The 15,361-nt window shown below is 33.7% G+C and carries 10 protein-coding genes; 5 read left to right on the forward strand and 5 right to left on the reverse strand.

Features of this window, described 5'->3' with window-relative positions; genetic code table 11:
- Window positions 1-144: 144 nt before the first annotated feature.
- Window positions 145-765 (forward strand): arsenate-mycothiol transferase ArsC, encoded by a 621-nt coding sequence (locus FUA22_RS12460; protein WP_241664820.1) that lies wholly within the window; start codon window positions 145-147, stop codon window positions 763-765.
- A gap of 393 nt (window positions 766-1,158) precedes the next feature.
- Here FUA22_RS12460 and FUA22_RS12465 read toward each other — a convergent pair whose 3' ends face one another.
- Genes FUA22_RS12465 through FUA22_RS12475 form a run of 3 tightly spaced genes read right to left on the reverse strand, consistent with a single transcriptional unit; the run spans window position 1,159 to window position 4,742 of the window.
- Window positions 1,159-2,988, reverse strand: coding sequence for a GNAT family N-acyltransferase (locus tag FUA22_RS12465; RefSeq protein WP_147768823.1), 1,830 nt, complete (start codon window positions 2,986-2,988; stop codon window positions 1,159-1,161).
- A 22-nt stretch (window positions 2,989-3,010) separates the two neighbouring features.
- Window positions 3,011-4,261 (reverse strand): aspartate kinase, encoded by a 1,251-nt coding sequence (locus FUA22_RS12470; RefSeq protein ID WP_147768825.1) that lies wholly within the window; start codon window positions 4,259-4,261, stop codon window positions 3,011-3,013.
- The gene (locus FUA22_RS12475; protein WP_147768827.1) at window positions 4,248-4,742 is read right to left on the reverse strand and encodes a GNAT family N-acetyltransferase; all 495 of its coding nucleotides are present in this window, start codon (window positions 4,740-4,742) and stop codon (window positions 4,248-4,250) included. Before FUA22_RS12475 ends, FUA22_RS12470 begins: the two co-directional genes overlap by 14 nt.
- A 204-nt stretch (window positions 4,743-4,946) precedes the next feature.
- Here FUA22_RS12475 and fbp point away from each other — a divergent pair, with 204 nt between their 5' ends.
- Window positions 4,947-5,954, forward strand: a complete 1,008-nt coding sequence (gene fbp, locus FUA22_RS12480) for a class 1 fructose-bisphosphatase (protein ID WP_147768829.1) — start codon at window positions 4,947-4,949, stop codon at window positions 5,952-5,954.
- Window positions 5,955-6,039: 85 nt separating this feature from the next.
- Here fbp and FUA22_RS12485 read toward each other — a convergent pair whose 3' ends face one another.
- Both FUA22_RS12485 and gltB read right to left on the reverse strand, forming a co-directional pair.
- On the reverse strand, window positions 6,040-7,503 hold the full coding sequence (locus FUA22_RS12485) for a glutamate synthase subunit beta (RefSeq protein ID WP_147768831.1): 1,464 nt from the start codon (window positions 7,501-7,503) through the stop codon (window positions 6,040-6,042).
- Window positions 7,504-7,507: 4 nt separating this feature from the next.
- The gene (gene gltB, locus FUA22_RS12490; protein WP_170309909.1) at window positions 7,508-12,022 is read right to left on the reverse strand and encodes a glutamate synthase large subunit; all 4,515 of its coding nucleotides are present in this window, start codon (window positions 12,020-12,022) and stop codon (window positions 7,508-7,510) included.
- A 466-nt stretch (window positions 12,023-12,488) separates the two neighbouring features.
- Between gltB and FUA22_RS12495 the strand changes: the two genes are divergently transcribed.
- From FUA22_RS12495 to FUA22_RS12505, 3 genes are all read left to right on the forward strand, one after another.
- The gene (locus tag FUA22_RS12495; RefSeq protein WP_147768833.1) at window positions 12,489-13,508 is read left to right on the forward strand and encodes a porin; all 1,020 of its coding nucleotides are present in this window, start codon (window positions 12,489-12,491) and stop codon (window positions 13,506-13,508) included.
- Between the two features lie 77 nt (window positions 13,509-13,585).
- Entirely contained in the window at window positions 13,586-13,924 is a 339-nt protein-coding gene (locus FUA22_RS12500; protein WP_147768835.1) for a P-II family nitrogen regulator, read from the forward strand.
- Between the two features lie 24 nt (window positions 13,925-13,948).
- The gene (locus FUA22_RS12505; protein WP_147768837.1) at window positions 13,949-15,187 is read left to right on the forward strand and encodes an ammonium transporter; all 1,239 of its coding nucleotides are present in this window, start codon (window positions 13,949-13,951) and stop codon (window positions 15,185-15,187) included.
- Window positions 15,188-15,361: the final 174 nt, after the last annotated feature.

Below are 15,361 nucleotides of genomic sequence, written 5' to 3' on the forward strand. Positions count from 1 at the left end.
TTACTTAAACCTTTAAGTAAGTTTTAACTGTTAAGAATGGAAGCTGAAATTATTAAGGATTAAATATGGTTCATAAGGAAAGAATCTATGTTAATTCTTAAATTAGCCGTTTAAAAACTGCTTAAAGTCAATTAACACAAAAGAATGAAAACAATGTTACTCGAGAATGTATCTAAAACCATAGAGTCTTTAGAAATTAACTCAATTTCAGAGGAAAGAAAAGCAATTCTTCAGCCTTTAATAGATTATTTAAGCAAAAAATTGGAAGCTGAAGAATCTATTAGATTAAATTTTATTTGCACACATAATTCACGAAGAAGTCATTTGTCTCAAATTTGGGCACAAACCATGGCGGCTTATTATAATAATGCCAATGTCTCTTGTTATTCTGGAGGAACCGAAGCAACTGCTATGTTTCCTAAGGTTGGTGAAACATTAGCTAACCAAGGGTTTAAAATAGCAAAACTGTCTGAAGGGAATAATCCTGTTTACAGTATTAAATTTTCAGAGAATGAACCTGCTATCATTGCTTTTTCGAAGAAATATTCAGATGATTTTAATCCGGCATCACAGTTTGCAGCCATTATGACGTGTTCTTCTGCAGATGAAGGTTGTCCTGTGGTTTTTGGTTGTGACAAACGTGTAGCAATTACATATGAGGATCCTAAAAAATCTGATGGCACACCTGAACAAACTATAACTTATTTGAACAGAAGCTTGCAAATTGCCACTGAAATGAAGTATGTGTTTTCAAGTTTGAAGTAGTACCTTTACTTCTTCAAAGATTTGATTTCACCCTTAATTTCTGTTAAGGCGACAACAGCTAAAATAGCTATTACAATTAAAGTTATAAGAAAATCTGTCTCATTTTCTTCGTTCACACCATTGATTGCGAAATAAATAAATGCAGCTAATATTAATATTAGATACAATATAATTTTGGGGGTTAAGAACTTGAATAGTTTCATGAGGTCTTTAAATGGTTATGGGATTCCATTATCAAAAAACATGCCAAAATAAAATATTTCCTACAATTATTGTAAGATAAAAAAGTAATTTGTAAATATTTTATTCTATTTAATTGAATGCAGAAAATTTCACTCCTTTGAGAAAGCTGCGTTTTTCTAAGCTGAATGACTAGACTATAAAAACAAGAAATTATTTATTGTTGCTTTCAACAAATTTGCGTTCCAACTCTGCCTGGAATTCTTCCATTATTGGTCGTACAGTACTATCAGGCAGGTCTTTAATGTTAATGTACATTAAGCCATCAACTGCATTGTTAAAAAGAGGATCGACATTGAATGCAACTAATCTACCATTTTGTTTAATATATTTTTTCAGTAATACGGGTAAGCGTAATGCACCCGGTTCAATTTCATCAATGAATTTATCAAACTTATTTAGATCAGCTTTAGTTTCATCAAAAACAAAATCTTTATCAGCATCTTTTAGTATTACTTTAAATTCTTTTTTAGGGTGAACGTACTGAGCTATATACGGATCATAATAATGTGATTTCATAAACTCAATCATCAAAGATTTTGAGAAATTAGAGAATTGATTACTGATGCTTACACCTCCAATTAAATAGTTGTGTTCTGGATATCTTAAAGTGGTATGAACAATTCCTTTCCAAAGCAAAAATAAAGGCATTGGCTTTTGCTGGTAGTTTTTTATAATAAAAGCCCGTCCCATTTCAATAGATTCACTCATCATTTTATAAAGCTCGGGTTCAAACCTAAATAAATCTTGTAAATAGAAACCATTAATACCAAAGCGAGCAAAAATTTTAGCACCTAAGCCCATACGGTAGGCGCCAACAACCAGCTTATTCTCATTATCCCATAAAAACATATGATGATAATAGGTGTCAAATTTATCAAGATCTATGGCTTCATTGGTCCCTTCTCCAACCTCTCTAAAGGTGATCTCACGTAAGCGTCCAATTTCCTGAAGAATATTAGGTATTTGGTCTGCAGAGGTCAAAAACACCTCATAATTTTTACTTTCTAATAGCCTTAAGTTTTCGTTTCTCAGTACTTCTATCTCTGCTTCCATTAATCGAGTTTCAATGGGAGTAACTATACGCTTAGGTAGTTTGGGGATTTTTAATGAGGAAGATAGGTTATCAAGAATTTTTGACTTCTGTTCGAAAGAATTAGAGAGCATATAGGTTTTCTTTCTAATAAACTCTGAAAAGTCTTCAAGTGAATTATGTTCGTTTTGATCTTTTACTGAAATAGGTTTCCCTATCCTAACCTTTATGGTTCTACGTTTTTGGGTAAGTAACTCTGAAGGTAGTTTAGCTGTTCTAAAAGTGTCACTAATTTTTGAAAGCTTATAAAATAGTTTGCTGTTTTTAGCATGGAAATAAATAGGAACTACCGGTACTTGGGCTTTTTTTACCAATTTCATAGCAGCTTCTTCCCATGGCTTATCAACAACCAACTTTCCATCTCGGTATGTTGATACTTCGCCAGCTGGAAATATTCCTAACGGATGTCCTTCGCGTAAATGCAAAATAGAATTTTTAAAACCAGCTATACTTGAGGCTGCATCCTTTCGGTCTTCAAAAGGATTAACAGGCATGATATAAGGTTTTAAAGGTTCAATTCTGTGTAACAAAAAGTTAGCTATAATCTTAAAATCCGTGCGTTGCTCTAACATTAATTTGAGCAACAGAATACCATCAATACCCCCTAAAGGATGATTAGAAATGGTTATATACGCACCATCTTTAGGCAGACGTTTTAAGTCTTCTTCGGGGATTTCAAACTTTATTTGAAAATCACCTAAAATGCCATTTAAAAAATCAAGTTCACTTAAATGTTTATTTCTATTATAAATCTTATTTAGCGTAGAGATTTTGAGTAATTTCATCAAAATCCAACCTATAAAGGTGCCAATAAATCCATATTTGTTAAGCTGGATTGCATTAGCTACTTCTTTGGCGGTTACCAGACCAGAATTTTGTTGTCTACTCATGAGCGTAAATGTACTAAATACTTTATTTTGTTACTATTTGAACGGTTTCTTGTGTTAATTGTTTCAGTAATACAGTTTTATCTTGTTCTAATTGATTTAATACGGTTTGGTTGTAATGCCTAATTGTATATAAGGAAACATTTTCATGGCAAGTTACGCTGAATTTTGCTCTTAATTGTTGTAATAGTTTTTCTAAATTATTATAAATATTATCAATGCACACGGAAAAGCTAATGGCTGAATTTTGAATAACATCAACCTTCATTTTATAGCTATGAAGCAAACTGAAAATTTCGCTAATATTATTCTCAACTATATAAGAAAAATCTAATGACGATAGTGAAATTAAGACTTGATTTTTCTTTACAATAAAACATGGGATTTTAGGCTCTAATAACACGCCTTTACTAACCGTTGTTCCATATTGTTTAGGGTTTAAAAAGGATTTTACATGTAAAGGAATCTCTTTTCTTTGAAGTGGTTGTAAAGTTTTGGGGTGAATAACTGATGCTCCATAAAAAGCTAATTCAATAGCTTCTCTATAGGATATTTGACTCAGTAATTGTGCATTTTCAAAATATCTAGGGTCTGCATTTAGAACTCCGGGAACATCCTTCCAAATTGTAACACTTTCTGCGTTTAAGCAGTAAGCAAAAATAGCAGCAGTATAATCACTTCCTTCTCTTCCAAGTGTTGTTGTAAAGTTATTAGCGTCACTTCCTAAAAAACCTTGAGTAATATTTAAAACACAAGTGTTAAGCTTTGTGGCGATGATGGTTTGTGTTTCTTCCCAATTTACATTTGCACGCCTGTGATAATTATCAGTTTTTATAAATTCTCTAGCATCTACCCAATCGTTTTTAATGCGAACGGCATTTAAATATTCACTTATAATTGTTGTTGAAACTAACTCGCCATAACCGACTACTTGATCATAAACAAAATTATAATTTGGTGATTTATTGATTTTAAAGAAATTGTTTAACTCATCAAAAAATGACTTCACCTTCTTGAATACTGGGTGGCTTTCAATCTCAAATAAATCAAACAAAATATCATTATGATACTTAATAACTTCCTGGAGTGAACTCTGTAATTCAGCTTTATTATTGAAATAATTTGAAATAACAAGCTCTAAAGCATTAGTGGTTTTACCCATGGCAGACACTACAATCAAAGTATTTTTATGGCCAATGCTTTGTAAAACACAAGCCAAATTTTTCACACCTTCTCCATCTTTTACCGAGGCTCCACCAAATTTAAATACTTGCATGATTTAATTTTGCTACATAGTTTTTAATACCTTCTTCACTTAGATGAACTACATCCCAATCTCGTAATACCTTTGCTCCTTTAGATTCGTATAGTTTTATTGCTCCTTCATTCCAATCAAGTACCTCCCAGTTAATGCGTTTTACGCCTAATTCATGACCATATTTAACAACGTAATCTAAAAGGGCTGTTCCCAAGCCTTTACCTCTCATTTTTGGATTAACAACCAAATCTTCTAGGTGCAATATTTTACCTTTCCAGGTAGAATACCTTTTAAAGATTATTGCCGTTCCTTCTATGGTGCTATCAATTTCTGCTACAAAACATTCAAAAGCAGGATTTTCACTAAAACCATCTTGTTCCAATTCCTCAACTGTAACCTCTACTGCATTAGGCTCTTTTTCAAAAATTGCCAATTCTTTAATTAAGCCTAATACGGCAGGCATATCATTTTTGGTTGCTTTTCTAATAATGAAATCCATATCTAAATTTATAATTTCAAAAGTAAACGTTTTTTTAATTAAAAACTCACAAAAATAATATGAAAAAGTTCATATACAAACAAGCTATTTACATAAGAATCAATAATCTAAAAAAGTTTTTATAGTTCAATTTTCCATTACGAAAACGTTGTAGTTCAGTTAAATTTAGCCGATATTTGCCCAAACAAAAAACACTGGAAATTTATGTCGCACAAAAAACAAACACTGGGTGAGTTTATTATTGAAAATCAGACGTCTTTTAAGTATTCATCGGGTGAATTATCAAGTCTTCTTAACTCAATAAGGTTAGCAGCAAAAGTTGTTAATCATGAGGTGAATAAAGCAGGATTAGTTGATATTATTGGAGCTGCAGGTGATACCAATGTGCAAGGAGAAGATCAGCAAAAATTAGATGTATATGCTAATGATAAGTTTATACAAACCCTAACTAAAAGAAATATTGTTTGTGGGATTGCTAGTGAGGAAGAAGATGATTTTATTACTATAAATAGTCAAGACGAAAACCACCAGAATAAATATGTTGTTTTAATTGATCCGTTAGATGGTTCATCAAATATTGATGTTAATGTTTCAGTTGGAACTATCTTTTCAATTTACAGAAGGGTAACACCTGTTGGAACACCTGTACAATTAGAGGACTTTTTACAAAAAGGGAGTGAACAAGTTGCAGCTGGTTATGTGGTATATGGAACATCAACGATGTTAGTTTACACTACAGGAGATGGTGTAAATGGTTTTACCCTGAATCCTGCCATTGGTTCATTTTATCTATCGCATCCGAGTATGACATTTCCTGAAGATGGTACTATTTATTCCGTAAATGAAGGTAATTATATTCACTTTCCACAAGGGGTAAAAGATTACATAAAATACTGTCAGGAGGAAGAAGGAGATAGACCATACACATCAAGATATATTGGTTCTTTAGTATCAGATTTTCATAGAAATATGATAAAGGGTGGTATTTATTTGTATCCGCAAAGTTCTAAAAACCCTAATGGTAAATTACGTTTGCTATATGAGTGTAACCCTATGGCCTTTTTAGCGGAACAAGCTAATGGAAAGTCAAGTGATGGGTTTATAAGAACAATGGATGTGGAACCAACCGAATTACATGAACGTGTACCGTTTATTTGTGGAAGCAAAAATATGGTTGAAAAAGCAGAAGAGTTTATGAGAAATGCTCAATAGAGAAAAGATATCTTTGAAGCGAGCTTAAAATCACAAAAAAAGCGAACCATTTGGTTCGCTTTTTTTATAACTAAGATTTTTATTTCTAGATTCCTACTAAATCACCAGCCTCATTTTTGGTAGGTAAATCAGATTTACCCATTAGGTAAATATCTACCTGTCTTGCAGCTTCTCTACCTTCAGAAATAGCCCAAACAATTAACGATTGTCCTCGGCGCATATCACCGGCGGCAAATATATTTGGAATATTAGTTTGGTACTTTCCGTATTCAGCTTTGTAATTTGAACGTGCATCTCTTTCAATACCAAGTTTATCAGCTAAAGTACTTTCCGGTCCAGTAAACCCTAAGGCTAATAATGCTAAATCACAAGGCCATGTTTTTTCAGTGCCTTCAATTTCAATTAATTTAGGACGTTCACCAGGGACCATTTCCCATTCAACATTAACCGTTTTTAAGGCAGTTAATTTTCCGTTTTTATCAGTAACAAATTCTTTAGTGTTAATTAACCAGTTACGTTCAACACCTTCTTTATGAGAAGATGATGTTTTTAACTGTAATGGCCAATAAGGCCAAGGTGTAGCAGGTGAACGATGCCCTGGAGGTTTTGGCATAATTTCAAAATTAACCACAGATTTTGCTCCATGACGATTGGAGGTTCCAATACAATCTGATCCCGTATCTCCACCACCGATAACAATGACATTTTTATCGGTTGCCATTACTTGGTCTTTAATTTCTTGACCAAAAACAACTTTGGTTTGTTGTGTTAAGAAATCCATAGCTTGAACCACGCCATCAGCATCAATACCTGGAGTTGGTAAACTACGTCTTTCAGTTGCTCCCCCACATAAAACTACGGCATCAAAATCTTTTAATTTTTCAACCTCATAATTTACACCAACATTTACATTTACTTCAAAAGAAATACCTTCGGCTTCTAAAATAGCAACACGACGATCTATAATTTCCTTTTCCATTTTGAAGTTAGGAATGCCATAACGTAATAATCCGCCGATAGCATCATCTCTTTCAAAAACGGTAACCGTATGTCCAGCTCTATTTAATTGTTGAGCTGCAGCTAAACCTGCAGGACCAGAACCTACAACAGCTACAGTTTTACCTGTACGTGTTTTTGGTGGTTGTGGTTTAATCCAACCTTCTTTAAAGGCGCGTTCTACGATATTCTTTTCAATATTTTCAATTGAAATAGGGTCCTCAATAATTCCTAATACACATGCTTGTTCACATGGTGCAGGACATAAACGACCCGTAAATTCTGGAAAGTTATTGGTAGAATGTAATATCCATGATGCCTTTTGCCATTCGCCTTGGTGTACCATATGGTTAAAATCTGGAATTAGATTTCCTAATGGACATCCACTATGACAAAACGGGATGCCACAGTCCATGCAACGTGACCCTTGTTTTGTGATTTCTTCCTCAGATAAAGGAACAGTAAACTCTTTATAGTGCTTTACACGGTCTTCAACCGGTTTGTAAGCTTCATCCTGTCTGTCAAATTCTTTAAATCCTGTTACTTTTCCCATGACATTATGCTATTGTTAATTCTTCTACCATTGGTTCTTCGTTAGCAATTCTTTCTAATGCTATCTTATATTCTTTAGGCATTACCTTAACAAATTGTCTTAAATAATTATCCCAATCTGCTAAGACTTCTTTACCTCTATTACTATTGGTATATCTTATGTGGTTTTCTATTAATCCTTTTAATTCAGCAGCATCTTCATCGGTAATAGGATCAAAATCGATGGTTTCTTCATTACATAATCCATCGGTAAATTTTCCAGTTGTGTTAAGCACATATGCATAACCACCACTCATACCTGCTGCAAAGTTCCTTCCAGTATCTCCAAGTACTACAACACGACCACCAGTCATATACTCACAACAATGATCACCTACACCCTCAACTACGGTGGTTGCTCCTGAATTACGAACTGCAAAACGTTCGCCAGCTATACCGTTAATGTAAGCCTCACCATGAACAGCACCGAATAAACAAACATTACCAACAATGATGTTATCCTCAGCAACAAAATCAGCAGTTGCAGGTTTCTTAACTATTAATTTGGCACCAGATAATCCTTTACCAAGGTAATCGTTGGTGTTTCCTTCTATGGTAAATGTTAATCCATGTGCGCCAAAGGCTCCGAAACTCTGACCCGCCGAACCTGTAAAGTTAATGTTCAAGGTGTTTTCAGGTAAACCTAAATGCCCATATATTTTAGAAATTTCATTACTAACGATGGCTCCAACAGTACGATCTACATTTTTAATAGGGTAAGCTAGATTCATTTTTTCTTTTCTATATAACGCTCTATGAGAGTCTTTAAGAATAGTGAAATCTAGTACCTCTTCTAAATTATGATCTTGTTGTTCAGTATTTCTTATAGTAAGCTGGCTGTATTCAGCAGGTCTATGTAAAATATTTGATAAATCTAAACCTTTAGCTTTATAATGCTTTATGGCTTTGTTTGCATTAATTTTATGCGTTTGACCAACCATTTCTGCTAAGGTTCTGAATCCTAATCTAGCCATGATTGTTCTTAACTCTTCTGCTACATAATAGAAGAAGTTAATTACGTGTTCTGGTGTTCCTTTAAAGTTTTTACGTAACTCTTTATCTTGAGTTGCAACTCCTACAGGACAGGTGTTTAAATGACACTTACGCATCATGATACAACCTGAAGCTACTAATGGCGCCGTTGCAAATCCAAATTCTTCAGCACCTAATAGAGCAGCAATTGCAACATCACGTCCTGTTTTTAATTGGCCATCACATTCTACTACAATTCTACTTCTAAGGTCGTTTAATACTAAAGTTTGTTGTGCTTCAGCTAAACCTAGTTCCCAAGGAAGTCCAGCATGTTTTAATGATGTTAAAGGAGAGGCTCCTGTTCCACCATCATATCCAGAAATAAGTACCACATCAGCTTTAGCTTTTGCTACACCGGCAGCAATAGTACCTACACCAACTTCTGATACTAATTTTACATTTATTCTAGCATCGCGATTTGCGTTTTTAAGATCAAAAATCAATTGCGCTAAATCTTCAATAGAATAAATATCGTGATGAGGTGGTGGTGAAATCAACCCTACAAAAGGCGTTGAGTTTCTTGCATCTGCAATCCATGGCAATACTTTTTCACCCGGTAACTGACCGCCCTCACCAGGCTTAGCTCCTTGAGCCATTTTTATTTGAATCTCTTGAGCATTTGATAAATAGTGAGATGTTACACCAAATCTACCAGAAGCAACTTGTTTAATTGCCGAATTTCTGCTATCTCCATTTACATCTTTTTGGAAACGACGTCTATCTTCTCCTCCTTCACCAGAATTGGATTTACCTCCAATTCTATTCATAGCAATTGCTAAGTTTTCATGTGCTTCTCTGGAAATAGATCCGTACGACATAGCACCTGTTTTGAAACGCTTCACTATTTCTGTCCAAGGCTCTACTTCTTCAAGTGGAATTGGATCTAATTTATCGAATTCAAATAAACCACGAATAGTCATTAAGTTTTCAGATTGTTCATTTATAGTATTTGAATAAACATCATAACTTTTCTGATCACTTAATCGAACAGCTTGCTGCAATTTAGCAACTGTAGTTGGGTTAAACATATGGCGTTCTCCGTTACGTCTCCATCTGTAATCACCACCAATATTTAAACCTAAACGGTTTTTAATTTCATTGTCTGGGTAAGCATACTTATAACGTTCGGTAATTTCTTTTTCAATTTCGTATAAGCCAATACCTTCAATTCTAGAGGCAGTATATGGGAAATATTTTTCAACGAAATGTGAGTTGAAACCAACTATTTCAAAAATTTGAGAACCTCTATATGAGTGTAATGTAGAGATTCCAATTTTATTCATAATTTTTAATATTCCTTTTCCTATGGCTTTATTAAAGTTTTCTACGGCTTCATTTTCATTGTAACCTTCAATATAGCCTTCTTTAACCTGTCTTCTAATAATTTCGTTTACCATATAAGGGTTGATGGCACTAGCGCCATAGCCAAATAAAGTAGCGAAATGATGAGGCTCACGTGGTTCTGCAGATTCGATAATAATATCGAAATAAGAACGCTTACGTAAACGATTCAATTGATGATTTACATATGAACAGGCTAATAAAGCAGGGATAGGAGCAAATTCTTTATTTACACCTCTATCAGAAAGAATAATGATATTAGTTTTTCTTTCTAAGGCTTTTTCTACTTGAATTATAATATCTTCCAGAGCATCTTCTAAACCATTTAATCCTTTATCTTTTGGGTAAAGCATTTGAATAGTTTCTGCCTTAAAGCTTTCTATTTTAATAGTCCTGATTTTTTCTAAATCAGCATTAGAAATTACCGGGTTTTGAATACGTAGTTTTCTACATTGTCTTTCGGTAATACTGAAAATATTACGGTCTTTACCTAGATTCAAACTAATATCAGTAACAATTTCTTCACGAATACCATCTAATGGTGGATTGGTTACCTGAGCGAATAACTGCTTAAAATAGTTTGAAATTAGTTGAGGTCTATCTGATAATACTGCTAAAGGCGTATCTATACCCATTGACCCAAGAGCTTCTTTCCCTTTTTGAGCCATAGGTGTGATAACCTCTTGAATGTCTTCTATAGTATAATTGAATAAACGTTGACGTGTTTTTATGTCAATCGTTTCAATAGGGCAGGTCTCATTTGTATAAGGAACATCTCTAAGGTGTAACCTTGTTTTGTCTAACCATTCTTTATAAGGTCTTTCAGAAACAATTTTAGTTTTAATTTCTTCATCACCTATTATTCTACCTTCATTCATGTCTACCAAGAACATTTTTCCTGGTTCTAATCTACCATGGCTTTCAACATCTTCAGGAGCTACATCAACAACTCCAATTTCAGAAGACATTATTAATTTACCACTTTTTGTAACTGTATATCTAGATGGCCTTAAACCATTTCTGTCTAATAAAGCGCCAATATAATCGCCGTCTGTAAAAGGTACAGAAGCTGGCCCATCCCAAGGTTCCATGATACAACAGTTGTATTCATAGAAAGCTTTTTTGTCGGCAGACATGGTTTTGTGCTTTTCCCATGCTTCAGGAATCATCATCATCATAATTTCTGGCAAAGAACGGTCTGTATGAGTTAATAGCTCAACCACCATATCCATTGATGCAGAATCAGATTTTCCTGGTAAAATGATTGGGAATAACTTATCTATTTGGGGTCCGAAAACCTCACTTCTCATGATTTCTTCACGTACACGCATTCTACTTACGTTACCACGTAAGGTGTTAATCTCTCCATTCTGACACATATAACGGAATGGTTGTGCAAGCTCCCATGTTGGCATTGTGTTGGTAGAGAAGCGCTGGTGCACTAAAGCTAATCTTGTAACTAAATCTTTTTGTTGTAAATCTGTATAATAAAGCTCAATATCTTCTGGCATTATTATACCTTTATATATTAAGGTAGTATTAGAAAAACTAGGCACATAAAAATAATCGCTTTGCGAAACCTTAGATAATCTAATTTCATGTTCTGTAATCTTACGCGCAGCATACAGTTTAGCTTTAAATACAGCTTCAGTTATATCTTCAGATTTACCAACAAATAATTGTTCAATATTTGGTTCTGAAGCCTTGGCTATTTGTCCTAATTGTGAAGAGTCTACCGGTACTTTTCTCCACCCTAGAACTGTTAAGCCTTGAGCTTTTACTTCGTTTTCAAAAATATTTTTACAGTGTTCATATTGGTTGTCAATTTTTGGTAAGAAAACCATTCCTACAGCATACTCTCTGGCAGCGGGAATTTCAAAATCACAAACACGTTTAAAGTAATCATGAGGAATATCAATTAATAAACCAGCACCATCACCTGTTTTTCCATCGGCACTTACACCACCACGGTGCTCTAATTTTACCAAAATTTCTAATGCATCGTGGATGATTTGATTTGTCTTTTCTCCTTTAAGGTTACAAATAAAACCGGCACCACAATTTTCATGTTCAAATTCCGGTGAATACATTCCTTGTTTCTTCAGCATAATCAACTAATTATAATGGTTTAAAACGCGACTAAGTAAGCGAAGATAGGTATAGATTTTAAATTTATAATAATGGGCATTTCATTATTTCGATTTTAGTGACTAAGTAGAGATAAAAATAATTATATATCAATATTCCCGAAGTTTTTTAATAAATATTCAATCGCTAAAATTTAATAATAAATGAGAATATGTGAATTAATAATAATGAAATATGAAATTATTGAAAAGAATAATATTAAAAGATTGAAAATACTGACAATATTTCAAACATTCCTGTTGTAGAAAAACCAAAAAATCAAAAAATTATGTGAATACCTATAAAAAAAGAGGGTAAAAATTAAAATATCTCTAAAAATGAATCAATACCCCCTATTTTTTATGGGGGTTAAATCTTTTTGACATAGTTTTGACCCATTCTTAAAGAAAATTGAACATAATTAATAACTTAAAATTGAAAACGATTATGAAAAAATTATTTACACTTACAATGCTTTTTGTTGCCACGGCAATATTTGCACAAGAGGAAGAAGCTAAACCATCATTAAGTATTAGTGGTAGTGTTGATGCTTATTACAGAACTAACCTAAATGCTAGAAACGATGTGGATGCTATTGCTCCAGGTTCTTCATTTGCTAATCTAAACGGTTTTGCTATTGGTATGGCAAATGTTATTGCTAGTTACGAAGGCGAAAAAGCAGGGTTTGTTGCTGATTTAGTATTTGGCCCTAGAGGGACAGATGCAATTTTTGAATCTCCAATGTATTCAAGAACAGGAGACATAGTTAACCAATTATATGCTTACTGGAATGTTAGTGATAATTTAACACTTACAATGGGTAACTTTAATACATTCTTAGGATATGAAGTTATTTCTCCGGTAGCAAACTTTAACTATAGTACTTCTTATTTATTCTCTTATGGTCCTTTTAGTCATACTGGTATAAAAGCAGATATTACTTTATCAGATGATTTTAGCTTAATGTTAGGTGTTATGAATGACACAGATTTAACTGAGTTTAATCCTGATGGAAGTTATTCATTTGGAGCTCAATTCGGATTTGTTGGTCAGTACTTAAACCTTTTAATGGATACGCGTTTTACAGAAATAGATTTCACAGGAGGAGTTGATATTTCAGATTCTTTCTACTTAGGAATTAACGCTGCTCACTTAACACTTAAAGATGATGAAGGTGGATTTACGGGTGTAGCTCTTTATCCTCAATTAGCTACTTCAGATTCTTTTACAATAGGTTTAAGAGGAGAGTTTTTTGTTGAAGATGGTGATTTTGGTGCCATTGGAACAGGTGTTGAAGATTCAGAAGTATTTGCTTTAACATTAACTGGAAGTTTTGCTGTTGACAATTTAACAATTAAGCCAGAACTTAGATTAGATAGTGCATCTGATGATGCTTTTATGGACAATGATTTAATGCCTTCAAAAAGCTTAAGTTCATTTGTTTTAGCCGCAATCTACTCATTCTAACATATAAAGAAAATCAAAAGCATTGCTTAAAGCAGTGCTTTTGATTAAATGTCTAACCATTAAAAAATAATTCAATTATGAAGAAAATTGAAGCAATTATTAGAAAGTCCAAGTACAGCGTAGTAAAAGAAGCACTACATGAAGTTGGAGTAAACTTTTTCTCTTACTGGGATGTAACCGGTTTAGGGAATGAAAAAGAAGGACATGTATATAGAGGGGTGTCATATAGCACAAGTGATATTCAACGTAGACATTTATCAATCGTTGTAAATGATGATTTTGAAGAGGTAACTATCAAGGCAATATTGGAAGCTGCATCAACTGGGGAAGTAGGTGATGGAAAAATATTTGTATCTGATATCAATGAGGTTTACAGAATAAGAACAGGAGAAAAGGGTGGAGACACTTTAAAATAATAAACACTAAAAAATCATTTAATTATGGAAGGATTATTTACAGCAAATAACGTATGGATGATGGTCTGTACGGCACTCGTTTTCTTCATGCACACAGGGTTCGCATTTTTAGAAATTGGGTTAACAAGACAAAAAAATACAATCAACATATTATTTAAGAACATCTTTATTATTACAGCGGGTCTTTTATTATATTACATTTTAGGATTCAACTTAATGTATCCAGGATTTGCAGAAGGATCTTCAGGGTTTTTTGAATTCGCAGGATTTGGTATAGCACCACCAGAAGGAGGAATGACTCCAGAATATGCTGATGGCGGATATACTTGGTGGACAGATTTCTTATTCCAAGGTATGTTTGCTGCTACAGCTGCAACTATTGTATCTGGAGCTGTTGCTGAGCGTGTTAAAATTGGACCATTTATGATCTTTACGGTAATTTACGTAGGAATCATTTATCCTTTAGCAGGATCTTGGAAATGGGGTGGTGGATTCTTAGATATGAGAGAAACTCCTTTTTATGACTTTGCTGGTTCTACATTAGTACACTCCGTTGGTGGTTGGGCTGCTTTAGTAGCGGTTTATTTACTAGGATCTAGAATTGGTAAATTTAAAGACGGTAAGCCTCAGGCTATTCCAGGACATAGTATTCCATTAGCAACAGCTGGTGTATTAATATTATGGTTAGGATGGTTCGGATTTAACGGTGGTTCTGTATTATCTGCAGATCCAGAATTAACATCTTTAACTTTAGTAACTACATGTTTAGCTGCTGCTGCAGGTGGTGTAGTTGCTGCATTGGTATCATTCTTAAGATATAAAAACTTAGATTTAACTATGTTTTTAAATGGTATTTTAGGAGGTTTAGTTGGTATTACTGCTGGTGCAGACCAAATGAGTCCTGAAAATGCGATTGTTATTGGAGCTATTGCGGGTGCGTTAATTGTATTTGCGGTTAGCTTTATAGATAGATTAAGGTTAGATGATCCAGTTGGTGCTATTGCAGTACACTTAATTTGTGGTATCTGGGGAACTTTAGCTGTTGGTCTTTTTGGAGCTTTAGCAGGAGTAGATCAATTCATTAGTCAGTTAGTAGGAGTGTTATCTTATGCTGCTATTTGTATACCATCTTCATTTATTATATTCTTTATAATGAAGAAAACAGTTGGTATTAGAGTTTCTGAAAAAGAAGAATTGGAAGGACTTGATGGTCATGAGCATGGAATGAGTGCTTATGCAGACTTCCGTATGAACGAGCACTAGTATTTAATAATTAGTTTATAGTTAGTAAAAAGGGTGTCTTTATTTTAGACACCCTTTTTTAAGTTACTTTATATATTACTTCAATACTTTTAATTAATCCTAACTTAAAGGTATTATGCAACCCCAAGTCTTTTAGCTTGGGGTTTGTTTTTATATAGCATACTGAAGTTATTT

The sequence above is a fragment of the Seonamhaeicola maritimus genome (assembly GCF_008056315.1).
Classification (GTDB): Bacteria; Bacteroidota; Bacteroidia; order Flavobacteriales; family Flavobacteriaceae; genus Seonamhaeicola; species Seonamhaeicola maritimus.